The sequence below is a fragment of the Cyanobium sp. Candia 9D4 genome, assembly GCF_024346155.1.
Lineage (GTDB): Bacteria > Cyanobacteriota > Cyanobacteriia > PCC-6307 > Cyanobiaceae > Cyanobium > Cyanobium minutissimum.
The window spans coordinates 1-17,935 of record NZ_JAGQCK010000009.1 but is presented as its reverse complement, the minus strand read 5'-3'; the positions used below and the strand labels follow the sequence as shown (position 1 = coordinate 17,935).

The 17,935-nt window shown below is 72.5% G+C and carries 21 protein-coding genes and 1 tRNA gene; 10 read left to right on the top strand and 12 right to left on the bottom strand.

The genetic code is table 11. The features are described 5' to 3' along the window. Window positions 1-71 precede the first annotated feature (71 nt). Window positions 72-1,289 carry a PRC-barrel domain-containing protein gene (locus KBZ08_RS14225; RefSeq protein WP_254973817.1) on the top strand — a complete coding sequence of 406 codons (1,218 nt, stop codon included), beginning with the start codon at window positions 72-74 and terminating at the stop codon, window positions 1,287-1,289. Between the two features lie 18 nt (window positions 1,290-1,307). Here the strand turns inward: KBZ08_RS14225 and msrB are convergent, their stop codons facing one another. The 3 genes from msrB to KBZ08_RS14210 all read right to left on the bottom strand — a co-directional run bounded on the left by msrB (window position 1,308) and on the right by KBZ08_RS14210 (window position 3,181). Beyond that, window positions 1,308-1,721, bottom strand: coding sequence for a peptide-methionine (R)-S-oxide reductase MsrB (gene msrB / locus KBZ08_RS14220; RefSeq protein WP_254973869.1), 414 nt, complete (start codon window positions 1,719-1,721; stop codon window positions 1,308-1,310). A gap of 37 nt (window positions 1,722-1,758) precedes the next feature. Then, the gene (locus KBZ08_RS14215; RefSeq protein ID WP_254973815.1) at window positions 1,759-3,057 is read right to left on the bottom strand and encodes a glycosyl transferase; all 1,299 of its coding nucleotides are present in this window, start codon (window positions 3,055-3,057) and stop codon (window positions 1,759-1,761) included. A 42-nt stretch (window positions 3,058-3,099) separates the two neighbouring features. Then, a tRNA-Leu gene (locus KBZ08_RS14210) sits at window positions 3,100-3,181 on the bottom strand. 159 nt (window positions 3,182-3,340) lie between these two features. On the opposite strand from KBZ08_RS14210, the gene accC reads away from it, so the two are divergent. Continuing rightward, the gene (gene accC / locus KBZ08_RS14205) at window positions 3,341-4,690 is read left to right on the top strand and encodes an acetyl-CoA carboxylase biotin carboxylase subunit (RefSeq protein WP_254973814.1); all 1,350 of its coding nucleotides are present in this window, start codon (window positions 3,341-3,343) and stop codon (window positions 4,688-4,690) included. Between the two features lie 12 nt (window positions 4,691-4,702). Here the strand turns inward: accC and KBZ08_RS14200 are convergent, their stop codons facing one another. Further along, entirely contained in the window at window positions 4,703-5,032 is a 330-nt protein-coding gene (locus tag KBZ08_RS14200) for a YggT family protein (RefSeq protein WP_106222757.1), read from the bottom strand. Window positions 5,033-5,117: 85 nt separating this feature from the next. Between KBZ08_RS14200 and psbX the strand changes: the two genes are divergently transcribed. The 4 genes from psbX to KBZ08_RS14180 all read left to right on the top strand — a co-directional run bounded on the left by psbX (window position 5,118) and on the right by KBZ08_RS14180 (window position 7,368). After that, the gene (gene psbX, locus KBZ08_RS14195) at window positions 5,118-5,240 is read left to right on the top strand and encodes a photosystem II reaction center X protein (RefSeq protein ID WP_015109102.1); all 123 of its coding nucleotides are present in this window, start codon (window positions 5,118-5,120) and stop codon (window positions 5,238-5,240) included. 79 nt (window positions 5,241-5,319) lie between these two features. After that, window positions 5,320-6,297 carry a Ycf66 family protein gene (locus KBZ08_RS14190; RefSeq protein ID WP_254973811.1) on the top strand — a complete coding sequence of 326 codons (978 nt, stop codon included), beginning with the start codon at window positions 5,320-5,322 and terminating at the stop codon, window positions 6,295-6,297. Window positions 6,298-6,337: 40 nt separating this feature from the next. Continuing rightward, window positions 6,338-6,874 (top strand): LpqB family beta-propeller domain-containing protein, encoded by a 537-nt coding sequence (locus KBZ08_RS14185; protein ID WP_254973809.1) that lies wholly within the window; start codon window positions 6,338-6,340, stop codon window positions 6,872-6,874. Next, window positions 6,871-7,368: a hypothetical protein gene (locus tag KBZ08_RS14180; RefSeq protein ID WP_254973806.1), complete on the top strand. Its 498-nt coding sequence runs from the start codon at window positions 6,871-6,873 to the stop codon at window positions 7,366-7,368. Before KBZ08_RS14185 ends, KBZ08_RS14180 begins: the two co-directional genes overlap by 4 nt. Here the strand turns inward: KBZ08_RS14180 and KBZ08_RS14175 are convergent, their stop codons facing one another. The 3 genes from KBZ08_RS14175 to KBZ08_RS14165 all read right to left on the bottom strand — a co-directional run bounded on the left by KBZ08_RS14175 (window position 7,369) and on the right by KBZ08_RS14165 (window position 10,028). Further along, on the bottom strand, window positions 7,369-7,587 hold the full coding sequence (locus tag KBZ08_RS14175; protein ID WP_254973805.1) for a chlorophyll a/b-binding protein: 219 nt from the start codon (window positions 7,585-7,587) through the stop codon (window positions 7,369-7,371). 4 nt (window positions 7,588-7,591) lie between these two features. Next, window positions 7,592-9,613, bottom strand: a complete 2,022-nt coding sequence (locus KBZ08_RS14170) for an ABC transporter ATP-binding protein/permease (protein WP_106222762.1) — start codon at window positions 9,611-9,613, stop codon at window positions 7,592-7,594. A gap of 70 nt (window positions 9,614-9,683) precedes the next feature. Then, window positions 9,684-10,028: a histidine triad nucleotide-binding protein gene (locus tag KBZ08_RS14165; RefSeq protein WP_254973802.1), complete on the bottom strand. Its 345-nt coding sequence runs from the start codon at window positions 10,026-10,028 to the stop codon at window positions 9,684-9,686. Between the two features lie 57 nt (window positions 10,029-10,085). Between KBZ08_RS14165 and KBZ08_RS14160 the strand changes: the two genes are divergently transcribed. Further along, window positions 10,086-11,624, top strand: coding sequence for a YifB family Mg chelatase-like AAA ATPase (locus tag KBZ08_RS14160; RefSeq protein WP_106222764.1), 1,539 nt, complete (start codon window positions 10,086-10,088; stop codon window positions 11,622-11,624). Between the two features lie 30 nt (window positions 11,625-11,654). On the opposite strand, the gene KBZ08_RS14155 is transcribed toward KBZ08_RS14160, so the two are convergent. The 5 genes from KBZ08_RS14155 to def all read right to left on the bottom strand — a co-directional run bounded on the left by KBZ08_RS14155 (window position 11,655) and on the right by def (window position 13,989). Then, entirely contained in the window at window positions 11,655-11,795 is a 141-nt protein-coding gene (locus KBZ08_RS14155; RefSeq protein WP_181280207.1) for a hypothetical protein, read from the bottom strand. A 140-nt stretch (window positions 11,796-11,935) separates the two neighbouring features. Further along, window positions 11,936-12,106, bottom strand: coding sequence for a 30S ribosomal protein S21 (gene rpsU, locus KBZ08_RS14150; protein WP_006172073.1), 171 nt, complete (start codon window positions 12,104-12,106; stop codon window positions 11,936-11,938). Window positions 12,107-12,167: 61 nt separating this feature from the next. Continuing rightward, a complete protein-coding gene (locus KBZ08_RS14145) occupies window positions 12,168-13,037 on the bottom strand; it encodes a DUF3747 domain-containing protein (protein WP_254973797.1) in 870 nt (289 codons plus the stop codon). Window positions 13,038-13,180: 143 nt separating this feature from the next. Beyond that, window positions 13,181-13,378 carry a hypothetical protein gene (locus KBZ08_RS14140; RefSeq protein ID WP_015109112.1) on the bottom strand — a complete coding sequence of 66 codons (198 nt, stop codon included), beginning with the start codon at window positions 13,376-13,378 and terminating at the stop codon, window positions 13,181-13,183. 5 nt (window positions 13,379-13,383) lie between these two features. Further along, a complete protein-coding gene (gene def / locus KBZ08_RS14135; protein ID WP_106222767.1) occupies window positions 13,384-13,989 on the bottom strand; it encodes a peptide deformylase in 606 nt (201 codons plus the stop codon). 85 nt (window positions 13,990-14,074) lie between these two features. Here def and KBZ08_RS14130 point away from each other — a divergent pair, with 85 nt between their 5' ends. The 3 genes from KBZ08_RS14130 to KBZ08_RS14120 form a co-directional block, all read left to right on the top strand. Beyond that, window positions 14,075-15,958, top strand: coding sequence for a S9 family peptidase (locus KBZ08_RS14130; protein ID WP_254973795.1), 1,884 nt, complete (start codon window positions 14,075-14,077; stop codon window positions 15,956-15,958). Beyond that, window positions 15,955-17,379, top strand: coding sequence for a sodium/glutamate symporter (locus KBZ08_RS14125; protein ID WP_254973793.1), 1,425 nt, complete (start codon window positions 15,955-15,957; stop codon window positions 17,377-17,379). The genes KBZ08_RS14130 and KBZ08_RS14125 overlap by 4 nt, the downstream gene beginning before the upstream one ends. A gap of 162 nt (window positions 17,380-17,541) precedes the next feature. Then, on the top strand, window positions 17,542-17,935 hold a 394-nt coding region (locus tag KBZ08_RS14120; RefSeq protein ID WP_254973791.1), incomplete at its 3' end, for an Ig-like domain-containing protein.

Below are 17,935 nucleotides of genomic sequence, written 5' to 3'. Positions count from 1 at the left end.
GGGCCGACCAGGCTGTTCCAGGCCGTGAAGTCGCTCCCGTTCCCCCTGCCGTCCAGCCCCGATCTCCGGATTTGACCTCCCCGATTCCCCCCTCCACCGAGCCCGCCGCCCCCAGCGACCGCCTCTGGCTGCGCTCCGAACTGATGGGCACCCAGGTCATCACCCGGGACACCGGTCGGCGCCTGGGTGTCGTCGGTGAGGTGGTGGTCGACATCGACCGGCGCGAGGTGATCGCCCTCGGCCTGCGGGACAACCCCCTCACCCGTTTCCTGCCGGGCCTGCCCCGCTGGATGCCGCTGGACCGCATCCGCCAGGTGGGAGACGTGATCCTGGTGGATTCGGCCGACTCCCTGGCCGAGGGGTTCAACCCCGAGCGCTATAGCAAGGTCATCAACTGCCAGGTGATCACCGAGTCCGGCGAACAGCTCGGCCGGGTGCTCGGCTTCAGCTTCGACATCGAGACGGGCGAACTCACCACCCTGGTGATCGGCGCCCTCGGCGTTCCCCTGCTGGGGGAAGGGGTGCTCAGCACCTGGGAAATGCCGGTGGGGGAGGTGGTCAGCAGCGGCCCGGACCGGATCATCGTCTACGAGGGGGCCGAGGAGAAGCTCAAGCAGCTCGGCACCGGCCTGCTGGAGAAGCTGGGCATCGGCGGCGCCAGCTGGGAGCAGGAGGAGCGGGACCGGTTCCGCACCGGGGCCGTTCCGGCCGAGAACCAGCTGCCGGCGGGCCAGCCCACGGTCCAGGAGCAGCGCCGGATCCAGCCGGCCGCCAGCCGCAGCTTCCAGCCCGCCGAGGAGCTGGAGTACGTGGAACTGGAGGAACGGCGCGAGCGGGAGCCCCTGCGCCAGCGCCGCTACCTCGACGACGACCTGCCGGAACCGCGCCAGCGCCCCGAAGCCCGCCCGGCCGAGGCCTATGGCCGCGAGGGCGAGCGACGCGAGAGGGTGACGCCGGAGCGCTACGACGACCGCATTCCTGACCGCACGCCCGACCGCAACCCACCCCAGCGCTACGCCGAGGAGAGCTCCGCCACGGGGAGCTACAGCGACGACCGCTATCCCGAAGAGCGCTACTCCGGCGATCGCTATCCCGAAGAGCGTTATCCCGAGGAGCGCTACCGGCCCGGGCGGGGGTACGAGCCGGAGCGGGATCGCCCCGAGCCACCCGTGGGGCGGGAGTCCCAGCGGGACACCTACGCGCCCCCCGAAGAAGCACCGCGCCGGGAGGCCTCCCGCGCCAAGGAACCGGTGGATGTGGAGCCCGAGATCCTCGACGATCCCTGGTGAGAGGCCGGCCGCCCCGGCTCAGCCCTCGCTGAACTGCAGCGACGCCGAATTGACGCAGTAGCGCAGTCCGGTGGGGGTGGGCCCGTCGTTGAAGACGTGGCCGAGGTGGGCGTCGCAGGTCGCGCAGCGGATCTCGGTGCGCTCCATGCCGTGGGAGCGGTCGGTGTGGGTGGTGATCGCTCCGTCGCTCACCCCCTGCCAGAAGCTGGGCCAGCCGGTGCCGGAATCGAACTTGCTGGCGGAACTGAACAGCTCGCTGCCGCAGCAGACGCAGTGATACATCCCGGTGGCCTTGTTGTTCCAGTAGGCGCCGGTGAAGGCCCGCTCGGTGCCCCCCTCCCGCGCCACCCGGTACTGCTCGGGTGTGAGCTTCGAGCGCCAGTCGGCGTCGGCAGGGACGGTGGTGGAGGGGGTGGAATCGCTCGGCGGCATCGTGACGAACCCCGATGGGGCCATGGTGAACCGAATCCTATCCAGATCGCACCGGCACCCCGGAGGGCTCCGGCGGCGGCAGCAGGCCCCGCACCATGGCCGCCACCGCCGCCACGGCGCCCGGCTGACCCCGCAGGCTGCGCAGGTCATCGGCCATGGCCGCCAGGCGCTCAGGGTGCTCCAGCCAGTCGGCGGCCTCGGCGGCGATCTGGGCCGGTTCGATCGGCCCCACCCGCTCCGGCACCACGGCGCGGCCGGCAGAGATGTTGGGCCAGGCCAGGAAGCCGCGGTGGCGCATCCGCCAGGCGGTGAGGGCCACCCCCACCAGGCGGCGCAGCAGGGGCAGCCGGGCCACCAGCCCCATCCAGCCGTCCCAGGCCTGCATCACCGCCAGGTGCTGGGTGGGCACCAGCACAATCATCGGCACCGCCAGGGCCCCCAGCTCGGCGGTGTTGGCCCCCACCGTGGTCAGCGCCAGGGCGCACTGACTCAGGGCGGCATGGGCGGGATGGCGCTCCAGCACCAGGATGCGGGTGCCGGCTGCCGTGACGATCTCGTCCCCCCGGAGCTCGGGCTCGCCGGCCCCCCGGAGGCGGTTCAGCGGGTTGGAGGGCCCGCCGTAGGCCAGCAGTTCCCGCACCGAGGTGGTGGGGGCTACCGGCAGCAGGAAGCGGCAGCCAGGCCGCAGGGCCGCCAACCGGTCGGCGGTCTCCAGCAGGAAGGGCACCCCCACCAGCAGCTTGGCCCGCTTCGAGCCGGGCAGCAGGGCCACCCAGTCGCCGGGAGGGAGGGGATCGTCCTGGCGGGCCAGGGTCGAGAGATCCGCCATCAGGTCACCCACCACCGTGGCCCGCTGCCGCCAGCGGGGGGCCAGGCGGCCGGCGGCGGTGGGGCCCATCACGGCGATGCGGTCGTTCCAGCGGGGCCAGCGGGCCACCCACTCGGCATAGGTGAGGTGGCGGTAGCCCAGGCGGGCGGAGAGCAGCACGGTCCAGAACTGGTCGCCGCCCAGGAACACCACCACGCCCCGCTCGGGCCAGGGGCCGTGGCGGCGGGGCCGCAGCAGCAGCCACCAGAACCGGGAGGCCGGCAGCACCCGCTCGAACAGGCCCCAGTCCCGGGCCACCCGATGCTCCGCCCCGGTGGCATTGGGGCAGGGGACCAGCACCAGCCGCAGGCTGCAGGGGGCGGCCGGATCCCGGGGCCGCAGGGGCTGCAGCCGATGGAGCTGCTCAGCCAACGGGCGCACCCAGGTGCTCAGCTCGCCCGGGCCGTTGCTGACCAGCACGATCGCGCTCGCGGCGGCTGGAGCGGAGACCGGCGAGGGCTGGGACAAGAGAACCGCTGGGTCCGGGGGACGGGGGCGGGAAAAGAGAAATGCGGATGGCGAGACTTGAACTCGCAAGGCCGAAGCCACACGCCCCTCAAACGTGCGTGTCTACCAATTCCACCACATCCGCGTGGTCGGAGCGGGCCGGGGCCCTCACCGACTGAGCAATATACGCACAGGCTTCCCCAGCCCCGGCGACCCTCGTGCAGGGGCGGCGCCGGTGAGCACTGATACAGTCCGCCCCGGCACGGCCGCACCCCCGCCAGCCCCTTCGCCCGGACCTGCACGGATGCCCATCGGCAAGCTGCTGATCGCCAACCGCGGCGAAATCGCCCTCCGCATCCTGCGCAGCTGCCGGGAGCTCGGCATCGCCACGGTGGCCGTCTACAGCACCGTGGACAAGAACGCCCTGCACGTGCAGCTGGCCGATGAGGCCGTCTGCGTGGGCGAGGCCCCCAGCAGCCGCAGCTACCTCAACGTTCCCAACATCCTGGCCGCCGCCACCTCCCGCGGCGCCGACGCCATCCACCCCGGCTACGGCTTCCTGGCGGAGAACGCCGACTTCGCCGAGAAGTGCCTCGACCACGGCCTGATCTTCGTGGGCCCCTCGCCGGCCTCGATCCTGGCGATGGGCGACAAATCGACGGCCAAGATCACCATGCAGCGGGTGGGGGTGCCCACGATCCCCGGCAGCGAGGGGCTGCTGGAGGATCCCACCGAGGCCGCCGCCCTGGCCGCGGCCATGGGTTACCCGGTGATGATCAAGGCCACCGCCGGCGGCGGCGGCCGGGGCATGCGCCTGGTGCCGGAGGCCGACCAGCTCGAGACCCTGTTCCGGGCCGCCCAGGGGGAGGCGGAAGCCGCCTTCGGCAACCCGGGCCTTTACATGGAGAAATTCATCGACCGGCCCCGGCACGTGGAGGTGCAGGTGCTGGCCGACCGCCACGGCAACGTGGTGCACCTGGGGGAGCGCGACTGCTCGATCCAGCGCCGCCACCAGAAACTGCTGGAGGAGGCCCCCAGCCCGGGGCTCGATCCCGAGCTGCGCCATCGCATGGGCGAGGCGGCGGTGGCGGCGGCCCGCAGCATCAACTACGAGGGCGCCGGCACGGTGGAGTTCCTGGTGGACCGCGGCGGGGGCTTCTACTTCATGGAGATGAACACCCGCATCCAGGTGGAGCATCCCGTCACCGAGATGGTGACGGGCATCGACCTGATCGCCGAGCAGCTGCGCATCGCCGGCGGCGAGCCGATCTCCGTCCGCCAGGACCAGATCCACATCAGCGGCCACGCCATCGAGTGCCGCATCAACGCCGAGGATCCGCGCCACAACTTCCGCCCGGCCCCGGGCAAGATCACCGGCTGGCTGCCCCCCGGCGGGCCGGGGGTGCGCATCGACAGCCACGTCTACACGGGCTATGAGATCCCGCCCTTCTACGACTCCCTGATCGGCAAGCTGATCGTCTGGGGGACCGACCGGGACCATGCGATCCGACGCATGCGCCGGGCCCTGTCGGAATGCGCCGTCACCGGGATTCCCACCACCATCGAATTCCACCTGGCCCTGCTGGATCGCCAGGAGTTCCAGCGCGGTGAGGTCTGGACCAAGTTCGTCGAGGAGGAGATGCTGAACCGCTGAGCGGGCACCCGCTCAGCCGACGGCCTGGCTGCGCAGCAGGGCCAGGGTGAGCAGCCCCTGCTGACCCACCAGCAGCTCCCGCAGCAGGCTGACCAGCCCCACCCAGACCACTGGCGTCACGTCGACGCCGCCGATGGGGTGGATCAGACGGCGGGTGAGGGCCAGAACGGGCTCGGTAGGCGCACCCACCAGCCGCATCACCCCCTTGGTGAGGTCCACGCCGGGGTACCAGGTGAGGACGATGCGGAACAGGAACAGCAGGGTCCAGCCCGCCAGGAGCAGCCCCAGGGCCAGGTGCAGCTGGGGCAGGAGGGCCGATGCGGAAAGGGCCGGGGCCGTCACAAAGCTCTAAGCGTCGGAAGCCTGATCGTAGGAAGCCACCCTCCCTGCCTAGGATCCGCCGAGCTGTCCGGAGCGAAAGCCTGCCATGACCCCATCCCTCGCCAACTTCCTCAGCAGCCTCGCCTGGGGCGCGGTCATCGTGGTGATCCCCATCTCCATCGCCCTGGTGCTGATCAGCCAGAACGACCAGGTCGACCGGCGCCTCTGAGCCGACGGCCCTCCTGCGCCCGCCGATGACAGGGCGGGCGCGGTCCTTAGAGTGGGGCCCGTCGCCCGGGTGAACCGCCGTGGTCAACGCCAGCCTCAACTGGGCCAGCATCGTCGGCATCGTCCTGGCGGTCGGTGGAGCCTTCCTCTATTTCATGAGAAGCTTCAAGCCGGCCCTGGCCCGCGACTACGACGTCTTCTTCGCCGCCATCGGCCTGCTCTGCGGCGGGATCCTCTTCTTCCAGGGCTGGCGCCTCGACCCGATCCTCCAGTTCGGCCAGTTCCTGCTGGCCGGCACCACCGTCTTCTTCGCCTACGAGAGCGTTCGCCTGCGGGGGGTGACCACCGAGCAGGCCCGCCGCTCCTCCTACTTCGACGACGAGGAACCCGCCGCCCCCTTCCGGCCCCGGGGGGGCCTCGGCGGCGGCCGCAGCTGGGACGACGAGCCCGACCGCTTCGACGAGCCCGAACCGCTGCGGCGCCGCATCCCCTCCCGCGAAGAGCCCGACGACGATTTCTATCGGCCGCGCCGCCCCAGCCGGGCCGCCATCCCCGAGCGGGCCGCCAGCCGCCGCGACGAGCCGGAATCCTGGGACAACCCCAGGGGCGAGCGTCCCTCGGGCCGCCCCGAACGCCCACCCCTGGACGACCGCCCCGAGCGAACCACCGGCCGCTACAGCGCCGCTGGCCAGGGCCGCTCCGCCACCGCTGACTTCGGCGCTCGTCGCCGCGACCGCGACAGCGCCCCCGAGCCCCGCCGCGGCTCCCGTCCGGTGGCGGCGGCCGACACGGTGCCCCGCTCCACCCGCCGCGGCCCTGCCCCGACGGGCCGGGACGCCGCCACCGGCCCCGCGGTTGCCGGTCCGCCGGGAACGCCCATGGGCACCCCGATCCGCTCCAGCTCCCGCGGCGGCGCCGCCGATGACGTCAGTGATGCCGACTTCTCGCCGATGGCCAGCGGCCGGCCCCGGCCCCCAGCCGCGGAGACCCGCCCGCCGGCGGAGCCCGCCGCCCGCCCCCCCGTTTCCAGGGACAACAGCTCCCGTTTCGACGACTGAGCCACCGCCCCGCCGGCTGCGTCGCCCGGCTGGTGCCGGTGTGCCGCTGCTGGCGGTGGCCCTCCTGGCCCTGCTCCTCTCCGGCTGCGGCAGCTGGGGCTGGGGGCGCCGCAGCGCCGGGCCGGTGGGCTGGGGCAGCGCCGACCGTCAGGATCCGGCCCTGAGTGGCAACGGCCGCGTCCTGGCCAGCGTCGTGCGTCGGGACGGCCGCGACACCGTGCTGCTGCAGGAGCAGCCCTCCGGGACGGTGCTGCCCCTGCGTCACCTGCAGCGGCTCCAGCCCCACCGCTCCCCGTCCCTGAGCTGGAACGGCCGCTACCTGGCCCTGCTGGTTCAGGAGGGCCCGGATCGGCGGGTGGTCATCGAGGATCGGGCCACCGGGCGGCTGCACCGCCTCCCGTTGCCGGGCGGCCTGCGGCCCGACAGCCTCAGCCTGGCGCCCGACGGCCGGCGCATCGCCATCGCCACCGAAGGGGACGGCCGCTCCCGGGTGCAGCTCTACGACCTCACCAGCCTGCTGGAGCCGGACCTGCCCGCCGGCCTGGCGGTGCGGGGAACGCCTGGTGATGCCCCATGAGCACGTGGGCCGGCAGGCTGATCCGGGCGGCGGCGGTGGCGGCCCTGCCGCCGCTGCTGGCGGGCTGCCTGGGTCCGCTGCCCCAGCCGCTGGTGGGGCTCAACCAGCGCCTTGAGGCCGCCGGCCCCGCCCGGGCCCCCTCCCTGGCGGGCGACTGGCTGGCCCTGATCGTCAGCCAGGGCGGCCGCGACCGGGTGCAGCTGGTGGACCTGCAGCGCCGGCAGCCGGTGCCGCTGCCGGGCCTGGAGCGCCCTGACGCCCAGCCCCTGAGCGTGGCGGTGGATGGCCGCGGTGAGCGGCTGGCCCTGGTGCGCCAGCTGGAAGGGCGCACGGAGCTGGTGCTCTACCGCCGCAACCTGATGGCCCTGCAGCCGGTGCCGCTGCAGCCGCCGGGGGTGCCGCGCAGGGTGGCTCTGCGGGCCGATGGCCGCGAGCTGGCGGTGGAGGTGAGCCGCCAGGGCCAGTGGCAGGTGGACCTGATCGCCGTGCCCTGATCAGGGCACCAGGCCGGCCCAGTGGAGGAAGGTGTCGTGGCTGAGGGCCTCGATCAGCAGCACGGCGGCGAAGCCGAGCATGGCGAAACGGCCATTGACCCGCTCGGCGTAGCCGCTCCAGCCGAAGGCGGGCACCTCGGAGGTGGTGGCGCTGGTGTCCGGGGGTGTGGCGGCCGCCGGCGGGGCGTCGGCTGATGGGGTGGCGGAAGGGTCGCTCATCGGATCAGTCCTCGCGGCCAAAGGTATAGCCGGCCGCCGGAAGCAGCCGCCAGCCGGCGTTGCCGTCGAGCTCCAGCACGGTGTCGTGGTAAGCGGTGAGGGTGGGCCGGTGACCGACGCTCACGAAGGCCATCTCCCGCTGCACCAGCAGTTCGTAGAGCGCCTTCTCCGTGGCCACATCGAGGGCGCTGGTGGCCTCGTCGAGCACCACGAAGCGGGGCGAGTTGAGCAGCAGCCGGGCGAAGGCCAGGCGCTGCTGCTCGCCGAGGGAGAGCAGCCGGGGCCAGTCCTGCTTGATGTCCAGGTCGGGGTAGCGGTGCACCAGCTCGGGCAGGCGCACCTCTTCGAGCACATGGCGCAGCTGCTCGTCGCTGAAGCGGTCGGTGGGCTGGGGATAGCAGAGCTGCTCCCGCAGGCTGCCCAGCAGCATGTAGGGCTTCTGGGGGATGAACATCAGCTCCCCCACCGGCGGCCGCTGGACGTTGCCGGCGGACGGCGGCCAGAGGCCGCTCACCAGCCGCAGGAAGGAGGTCTTGCCGCAGCCCGACGGGCCCACCACCAGCAGCCGCTGGTTGGCGGTCACCTCAAGGCTGAGGTCGCGCACCAGCAGGCGGTTGGTGCGGGGCGGCACCAGATCCACGTGGCTCACCAGGATCGATTCGGGGCGCACGGCGCCGGCCCCGGCCCCCATGGCACCTCCGGCGGAGGCCTGCTCGGCGGCCACGAACTCGGCCATGTCGGCACTGATCGACTCCACCTTGCCCTGGAAACCCTCCAGGCGGCTGATGGAGGCGGAGAAGGCGGCCAGCCGGTCGATGTTGTTGACGATGTAGCTGACCGAGAACAGCACCTGGGAGAAGGCGATGCTGGCCTGGCCGAACACCCCGAAGTCCACCTCCTTGGCGAAGTAGATCGGCGCGATCACCAGCCAGGGCAGAAAACGGGAGAAGTAGTCGTAGGAGCGCTGGATGACGCTGATCAGCGCCTCCCAGATGATCAGCCGGTTGTAGTTGACGATCACCCCCTCGAGCCGCCGTTCCCCCTCCTTCTGCTCCTGGCGCTCACCCCGGTAGAAGGCGATCGATTCGGCGTTGTCGCGGATGTGGACCAGGCCGTAGCGGAAATCGGCCTCCAGCTTCAGCTGCTGGTAGTTGAGGTTCACCAGCTTGCGGCTGGCGAACACGATCAGGGCGGTGCCGCCCACCGAATAGGCCAGCAGCCAGAGGGCCAGGGTCTGGTTGATGCTCCAGAGAACGATGATGAAGCTGAAGAAGGTGAGCAGGGCGGAGATGATCTCCACCGTCACGCTCAGGCTGGTGGCGGTGAAGCTGGCCGCATCCTGGGAGATGCGCTGGTCCGGGTTGTCGATCTCCTCAACGGCCTCGTCGTTGGGATTGAGGACGTAGTAGGCCCGGTTGGTGAGATAGCGGCCCAGCATGCGGCCGCTGAGCCACTCCCGCCACAGCAGACCGAGCTTGGGAATCAGGTAGCTCTGGATGGCGCGGATCGGCAGGGCCAGCACCAGGCAGAAGGCGTAGATCGCGACGATCTTCCAGAACTCCTCCGCCTTGTACGCCACCAGGGCGTTCTCGATGTTCCGGGCGATGAAGCTGATGCCGACGTTGATGCCGTTGATCACCAGGATCAGCAGGGCGATGACGCCGAGCAGCAGCCAGGGCAGCCAGCGCCCCTGGCGCAGCTTGGCCCGCAGGCTGATGAAGGCGCCCACACCGGCGGCGAACAGCACCATGATCACGATGCCGATCGGCCCGCTCCAGACCGCCGCCACCTGCTCGGGCACGCCGGGCAGGAAGCGGTTGCGCAGCTCGGGGATCCAGGCCCCGGCCGCCGCCACCACGCCGGTGAGCAGCAGCAGGGTGAAGCCCACCACCACCGCCAGCAGGGCCACCACAAGAAGAAGAAACTGGCCGCTGCCTCCACCGCCTTCGTCGAGGGGCAGGAAGTAGGGCTGGGCCAGGCGCTGCAGCTTGCCCAGCTGCTCGCGAAGGGCCTTCAGGGGGGACATGGGCGTGGGCGGATCGCGCCATTCTCCCTGCCGGCCCCACCCGGCCGGGGCCGCGGTGTGCAGCCGGTGATCAGCCCGGTGGCCAGGCCAGCGGGCGGCCGCCGATCACGTGCAGATGCAGGTGGAACACGGTCTGGCCAGCCTCGGCGCCGCTGTTGATCACCGTGCGCCAGCTCTCGAGCCCCTCGAGCCGGGCCACCTTCGCGGCCACCAGCAACAGGTGGCCCAGCAGGGCCTGGTGCTCGGCGGTGGCCTCCCCCAGCTGGGGGATCGGCTCGCGGGGAATCACCAGCACATGCACCGGGGCCTGGGGATTCACATCCCGGAAGGCCAGGCAGAGGTCGTCGGCATAGACCTCCTGACAGGGAATCTCGCCCCGCAGGATGCGGCCGAAGATGGTGTCGCTGCTGGCCATGGCACGCCGGGGAGTGGTCGGGAGGTGGCACTGAACGGGCAGTGAGCTCCCCGGGTGATGTTGGCACGGTGCAGCAGCGGGGCCCTGCGGGGCTTCGAGGCCCTGCCGGTGACGGTGGAGGTGGACATCGCCCCGGGGTTGCCGGGGCTGCGGGTGGTGGGCCTGGCGGATGCGGCGGCCCAGGAGTCCCGGGAGCGGGTGCGGGGGGCGCTGCGCAACGCCGGCCTGCGGGTGCCCCTCACCCGGGTGGTGGTGAACCTGGCCCCCGCCGACCTGCCCAAGGCGGGTCCCGGCTTCGATCTGCCCATCGCCCTGGGGCTGCTAGTGGCCAGCCAGCAGCTGGCCGCGGCCCAGGTGGAGGGCCTCTGGAGCGCCGGCGAGCTGGGCCTCGACGGCCGGCTGCGGCCGATCCGGGGGGTGCTGGCCCTGGCCCTGGCGGCGCGGCGGCAGGGGGCCCGGGCCCTGGTGGTCCCGGCGGCTAACGCCACCGAGGCCGCCCTGGTGGAGGGGCTGCCCGTCTGGGGGGCCGAGCACCTGGGGGAGGTGGTGACCCTGCTGCAGGATCCGGGGCGCGCCGCGATGCCTGCCGCGGCGGTCCTGCCGGAACCGCCGCCGGCCGCTCCCGACCTGGCCGAGGTGCGGGGCCAGGCCCATGGCCGCCGGGCCCTGGAGATCGCCGCGGCCGGCGGCCACCACCTGCTGCTGGTGGGGGCGCCCGGCAGCGGCAAGACGATGCTGGCCCGGCGTCTGCCGACGCTGCTGCCCCCCCTGGCGCACCAGGAGGCCCTGGAGGTCACCCAGCTCCACTCCCTGGCCGGGCTGCTGGGGGAGGGGGCCGGTCTGCGGCGCCAGCGCCCCTTCCGCAGCCCCCACCACGGCTGCTCCGCCGCCGCCCTGATCGGTGGCGGCGCCGTGCCCCGGCCGGGGGAACTGAGCCTGGCCCACCACGGTGTGCTGTTTCTTGATGAGCTGGCGGAGTTCCGCCGTGAGGTGCTCGACCAGCTGCGCCAGCCCCTCGAGGAGGGCGAGCTGTGGATCAGCCGCGCCCGGCAGCGCTGCCGCTTCCCCAGCCGCGTGCTGCTGGTGGCGGCCACCAACCCCTGTCCCTGCGGCTGGTACGGCGACCCCAGCCAGAGCTGCCGCTGCGGTGAGGCGCAGCGGCGCCGTCACTGGGGGCGTCTCTCGGGGCCCCTGCTCGACCGGATCGACCTGCAGGTGGTGATGCGCCGCCCCGAGGCCCGGGAACTGGGCGGGGCCTATCGCGGGGGGCACGAGGCGGCGCTGCCCGCGGGGGAGTCGAGCGCGGTGGTGGCCCGGCGGGTGGCGGCGGCGCGCCGTCGGATGGGCGCACGCAACCCGCAGGGGGCGGCCAACGGCCAGCTGGATGGGCCGTCCTTGGCGGCGGTGGTGGATCCGGCGCCGGAGGCCCTGGCGCTGTGGGAGCGCGCCATCAGCCAGCGGCGCCTCTCTGCCCGGGCGGCGGAGCGGGTGCTGCGGGTGGCCCGCACCATCGCCGATCTGGCCGGCGAGGAGCCGGTGACGTGCCCGGCCATCGCCGAAGCCCTGAGCTACCGCTCCTTCGACAGGATCGACTGAGGGAGCGGATCCATGGAAGCGGAGCGGACCTCAGCGGCGCCGACGCCGCGGCGGGCTGTCGCTGTAGGGCTGCACCCCGATCAGGGGCGGCCGGTGCTGGGCTTCCTCAGCCGGATTGCCCCAGGCATGGTTGATGGTCTCCGCCAACCAATGGCTGAGCCGCTCAAGCATGGAGGCTGACCGTGGCTGGTCTGCGGTGGAGGCGACCGGATGGCCCATGGACCCTGCTGCGATGGCTCCTCCAGCCTGGAGACGACCGGCAGACAGGGCAACAGGTACAAGCACCTGAAGCGTCGGCTCCGAGGCGGGGCTCAGCGGCGACGGCGACGCTGCTGGGCCTTGCGCTTGTACTTCTCGGTGGGGGTTTCGTGGTGGCGCAGCCGCTTCAGATCGGCAAAGATGCCCGCCTTGGACACCTGGCGCTTGAAGCGGCGCAGGGCCGATTCGATGCCTTCGTTTTCGCCGACGGTGACCTGGGTCATGAAGTACTGCTGAGACGTTCGCAGCGTTGCACCCTAGCAAGCGGAGCTTCGGGGCCCCGCCTCAGAGCTTGGTGGCGGGGATGGCCGGCGGAGCCACGGGCTGCTGGGCGGCGGCGGGAGCCGACTCCCTGGCTGGGTCGACGGCCGTGGGCCGGGTCGTCGACGGCAGCACCCGGCGCCCCGCGGCGGCAGGCCGGCGGCTCGGGGCTGCCGCGGCGGGCGGGCTGGCCGGGGCTGTCGCGGCGGGCGGGCTGAGCGGGGCCGCGGGGGCCGGCGTGCCCGTGCTGGCCGGGGTGGGTGTGCCCGTGCTGGCGGCGGGCTGGGCCGGGAGGGCGGGATTGCTCGGGGCGGGCTGGGCCGCCGTGGCCGCCGTTCCCGGCCAGCTGTCGGCATAGACGTACAGGTGGCCGAGGTTGCGGCCGCCGAACTGGCGCCGCATCAGCCGCCAGCCGGGCTCCATGTGGAGCTTGAGGAATCCGGGCGCACTGCCGCGGGTGCGGGCCACCACCATCTCAGGGCCGGCTCCGGCCCTGGTGGGGAAGGCCAGCAGCAGCATGTCGCCGCCGCTGCGGGTGACCATCAGCCGGTAGGAGGTGGCCAGGTCCTGGCCGCCCACCCGCACCGAGTAGCCGTTGGCGTCGATGTAGCGGTTGCAGATGCCGGTGAAATCGAAGGTGGCCAGCAGGGGGTTCACCGGGGACGGCAGGCCCTCGCCCACCTCGAAACAGGGGCGCACCGGTTTGAGCTGCTCGTAGATGTTGAGCTGGGCCTTGTCGCCCCGGGTGCCGATGGGGGCCGCCACCAGCAGGAAATTCTGCTGGTCCACCTCGGCGGCGGCGAACAGGGCGGAGGCGCGGGCCGGAGCGGGGGCCGTGGTGGCCAGGGCGGTCGCCAGCACCGTCAGGGCCGCCAGGCCTGCGCGGGGAAGCACGGGGAGGGTCACGGCGTTCATCGAAGCGGCCTGAATCGTATGAACGGCCACCACCGGAATCCAGCCCGTGTGTCCCAATCGGGCGGCCGGTTGTCGGGCCGGCCGAGGGGTCGCGGCGTGATCGCAGCGGGACCGCCGCGGGCTCAGGCGGGCTTGTTGATGCGGATCGCCACCAGCAGCGCCAGCACCGTGCCCGGCAGGCTCCCGGCCAGGATCCAGCGGGTGGCCTGGACGCCCAGGTCGGGATCGCCGTAGGAGAGCTCGAAGATCGATCCGGTGGCGGCGATGCCGAGCAGGCAGGCCAGGCCCAGGAAGAGGCCGGCCAGGGGTTTCATCGGCATGGCAATCAGCGGATCGACTGGACGTCGGAGCGGCGGAAGCCCTGCTGCTGCAGGCCCTCGTTGAGGCTGAGCTCGTCGGTGACCCGATCGACGAACAGCACGCCCTGGAGATGGTCCATCTCGTGCTGGATGCAGCGGGCCAGCAGGCCGTCGGCCTTGAGGCGGCGCGGGCGACCCGTCTCGTCGCGGTAGGTGACCTCCACCACCGAGGGACGCACCACATCGAGGTAGACCCCGGGGATGCTGAGGCAGCCCTCCTCGTAGGTGTTGAAGGAGGCCCCGGCGGCGGTGATCTCCGGGTTGATCAGCACCAGCGGCGGGGTGGCGGCCTCCTCCAGGTCGAGGTCGATCACCAGCAGCTGGCGATGCACCCCCACCTGGGGGGCCGCCAGGCCGATGCCCTTGGCGGTGTACATGCTGCGCAGCATGTCGCGGGCCAGATCCCGGACCGAGGCATCCACCTTGCTGATCCGGCGGGCCGGGGCCCGCAGCTCCTTCGAGCCCAGCTTGTGGATCTCCAGGGGTGGCCGCTCCACCGGCACCTTCGGCACCAGCACGGAGTTGCCACCCTGTTCGGCGGACCGTGCCATCTGGGCGAAGCTGCGGGCCAAGTCGTCACCTGAAACGATGGGGAGATTCTAGAAGCAGCCTGCGGAGGACTCGGTGGGGGCGCAGCCATGGCCGGACACGGCGCCCTTGCCGGCCGAGCTGGCGGTCGGCCGGACAGCCGGCATCGCCGAACCGCGGCTGGACGGAGGGCGCCTGTTCTGGCTGGAGCAGCGACCCGGGGAGCGGGGACGCACCACCCTGATGGGACGGGGCGGGGCCGGCGCAGCCCCGGTGGACCTGACTCCGGGCACCTGGAACCTGCGCACCCGGGTGCACGAATACGGCGGCGGCGCCTATGCGGTGGCGGGCGACCAGGTCGTGTTCGTCGACGACGGCGACCGCTGCCTGTGGCAGGTCACCCTCACCAGCGACGGCGATCCCGCCACCGTCGCGGAACCCCGGCGGCTCACCGCCCCGCCCGACCCGGAGCGGCCGCGGGCCTTCGCCGATGGTCTGATCGACCGGGGACGCCGGCGCTGGATCGGCGTGATGGAGCAGGACGGCCTCGACCGGCTCGTGGCCGTGCCCCTGGCGGGGGGTGAGCCGGAGCTGCTGCACCAGCCGGCCGACTTCTGCGGCTACGCCGTGCTGGCCCCAGGCGGCGGCCACCTGGCCTGGGTGAGCTGGGAGCAGCCGTTCATGCCCTGGGAGCGCAGCCAGCTCTGGCTCGCCGCCATCGATGCGGCCGGGCAGCTGCGGCAGGCCCGGCCGATCGCCGGCTCGGCGGCCGGGGATCCCCAGGGGATCTCGGTGTTCCAGCCCCTCTGGCTCGATGACGGCTCCCTGGTGGTGGCCAACGACCGCAGCAGCTGGTGGAACCTGGAGCGGCTGGCGGACGTGTCCGCCCTGGGGCCGGACACCCTGCCCCGCTGGCAGCCGCTCTGCCCCATGGAGGCGGAGTTCGCCACGCCGCAGTGGGTGTACGGCCTGCGCACCACCGCCTGGGACGGCACGCGACTGCTGGCGGCGGCCTGCCGCCAGGGGCGCTGGGAACTGGGTCGGCTGGCGCTGGATGGCGGCCCCTGGGAGCCGATCCCCCTGCCCTTCAGCGACCTGGCGGCCCTGAGCGCCGAGGCGGGCCGGCTGGTGGCGGTGGCCGCCGCCCCCGCCATCGGCCAGGGGCTGCTGGAGCTGGAGACCGCCAGCGGCACCTGGCGGCACACGCCGACCGCCCCGCCGCCGCTGGCGGCCGAGGCGATGAGCCTGCCGGAGCCCCTCGGGTTCGACGGCCACGGCGGGGCGCCCACCCACGCCTGGTACTACCCGCCCCGGGGCGGCAGCCACGCCGAGGCCCCCCTGCTGGTGAAGGGCCACAGCGGCCCCACCGCCATGGCCGGCACCGGGCTCAACCTGGCCATCCAGTTCTGGACCAGCCGCGGCTGGGGCGTGGTGGACGTGAACTACGGCGGCTCCACCGGCTTCGGGCGGGCCTACCGCGAGCGCCTTGACGGCCAGTGGGGGGTGGTGGACGTGGCCGACTGCGCCGCCGCCGCCCGGGCCGTGGTGGCGGCGGGCAAGGCCGACCCGACCCGGGTCGCCTTCGAGGGCGGCAGCGCCGGCGGCTTCACGGTGCTGGCGGCCCTGTGCTTCACCGACGTGTTCACGGCCGGCGCCGTCCGCTATCCGGTGACCGATCCGGAGGCCCTGCTGGCCGTGGAGCATCGCTTCGAGGCCCGCTACACCGAGACCCTGATCGGCCCCTGGCCCGGGGCCCGAGCGCTTTACGAAGCGCGCTCACCCCTGCGCCATGCGACGCGGATCACGGCACCGGTGCTGTTCTTCCACGGCCTCGATGACCGGGTGGTGCCGGCCAGTCAGAGTGAGCAGATGGTGGATGCGCTCAGGCAACGCGGACAGGAGGCGGAACTGCACCTGATTCCCGGGGAGGGCCACGGCTTCCGTGACAGCGCTGTGCGCACCGCGGTGCTCGAGGCCACCGAAGCCTTCTTCCGCCGCCAGTTCCACCTGTGATCGCATCGCTGGTGCCGGGGGTGGTGGATCGGGTGGAGTGGCTGGCCCTGGCCCTGGCCGCCTTGACGGTGCTGCTGCTGGTCGGCGCCGGCATCGGCGGCCTGCTGGGCATGAAGCGCTGGGGACTGCCGGAGGCCCTGCTGGCGGGTGGCCTGGGGCTGGTGGTGGCCCCGGCCGGGCTGCTGCCCCTGCTGCCGCAGCGTGTCATCGACCTCTGGGACCAGCTGCCGCTGCCCCTGCTGACCCTGGTGTTCGCCACGCTCCTGCTGGGCAAGCCGCTGCCGAAGCTGGGGGGGCTGTGGCGCCCGCTCTCGGCCCAGGTGCTGCTGGCCCTCACCCTGGCCTTCGGCCAGTTCCTGGTGGCGGGGTTGGCGGTGCTGCTGGTGCTGCAGCCCTGGCTGGGGGTGAGCCCGGTCATGGCCTGCCTGATCGAAGTGGCCTACGAGGGCGGCCACGGCTCCGCCGCCGCCATGGGGCCCACCTATGAGCGGCTGGGGCTGGAGGGGGCCCAGGCCCTGGGGCTGGCCATGGCCACCGTCGGGCTGCTGGTGTCGACGGTGGTGGGCGGCCTGCTGGTGGTGCTGGCCCGGGCCCGGGGCTGGTTGATGTTCCCCGATGCGCTGCCGATCGAGGCAGCGATGGCGCTCGTGGGAGAGGAGACTCCGCCGCTGCAGGAGGTGCCGATGGATCTGCCCCTGGAGTCGGGCACCGTCGAGGTGCCCGCACTGTGGCGGCAGCTCAGCGACTGGGCCGTGAACCTGGGCCTGGCGGGGGTGGCGGTGCTGTTCGGCTGCGGGGCGCTGGCGGTCCTGCGCTCCATCGCTGACGCCAGCGGCGGGGTCTTCGCCCTGGTGATCGACGCCCTGCCCGTGTTCCCCCTGGCCCTGGTGGGCTCGCTGCTGGTGCGCCTGATCCTGGAGAAGAGCGGCCAGACCCAGTGGGTCTCGACCGCCATCCAGGGCCGGACCGGCACGATCTCCGCCGATCTGCTGATCACCGCCGCCACCGCCTGCCTGGATCTGAGCCTGCTGGCCCACGACTGGATCCCCCTGACGGTGCTGGCGGTGGTGGGCCTGCTGTGGAACCTGGGGGTGATCCTGCTGCTGGCGCCGCGGATCCTGCCTCCCGACTGGTTCGAGCGGGCGATCATCGAATTCGGTCAGGCCACGGGGGTGGCCGCCAGCGGCCTGCTGCTGCTGCGCATGGCCGACCCGGGCGACCGCAGCCAGGCGGTGACGGCCTTCTCGATCAAGCAGCTGCTGCTCCAGCCCCTGCTGGCCGGGGGCGTGATCACCGTGGTGGCCCCGCTGGTGGTGGACGGCTGGGGCCTGCCGGCCTGGACCGGCCTCTGCCTGGGCCTCGTGGTGCTCTGGAGCGGGCTGGGCCTGTGGCTGGCGGCGCGGGCGCGGGCGGCGGTCTGATCAGCTTCGAACGATCTGTCCCGGGTGGAAAGCTGATGCTCCGCGCATCGCACTGACGGAGACAGCTGAGGGTGGACGAAGGACATTCATTAATCTTTAACGATTAATCCACGCTTCCCCTGCGAAAGTTCACCAATTCCTTAGGCTGGCTCAGCTGTATTCATGGCTACAGTTAGTCTGCCTCTGACGCCGCCCCTGCTGTCGCTGGCGGCGATGTCCGACAGCGGCCTCTCGGGCGACAACCTCACCAAAGCCACCACCGCCACCATCAACGTGGCTGCCCAGAGTGGCCTGATCGTCACCCTCGGTGGCCAGAGCAGGACCGCCGTCAACGGCACCGCCTCCTTCGCTGTCCAGCTCCAGCCAGGCAGCAACACTGTCTCCGCCACGGTCCGTGACCTGGCCGGCAATATCAGTGATCCCGGAACCCTGGTGGTGGTGCGCGATGGCTCCCCACCAGCCACACCGGTGCTCTCCCTCGACCCCGCCTCCGACAGCGGCACCCGGGGCGACAACCGCACCAACGCCGCCAGTGCCACCCTCCTCGTGGCCGCCG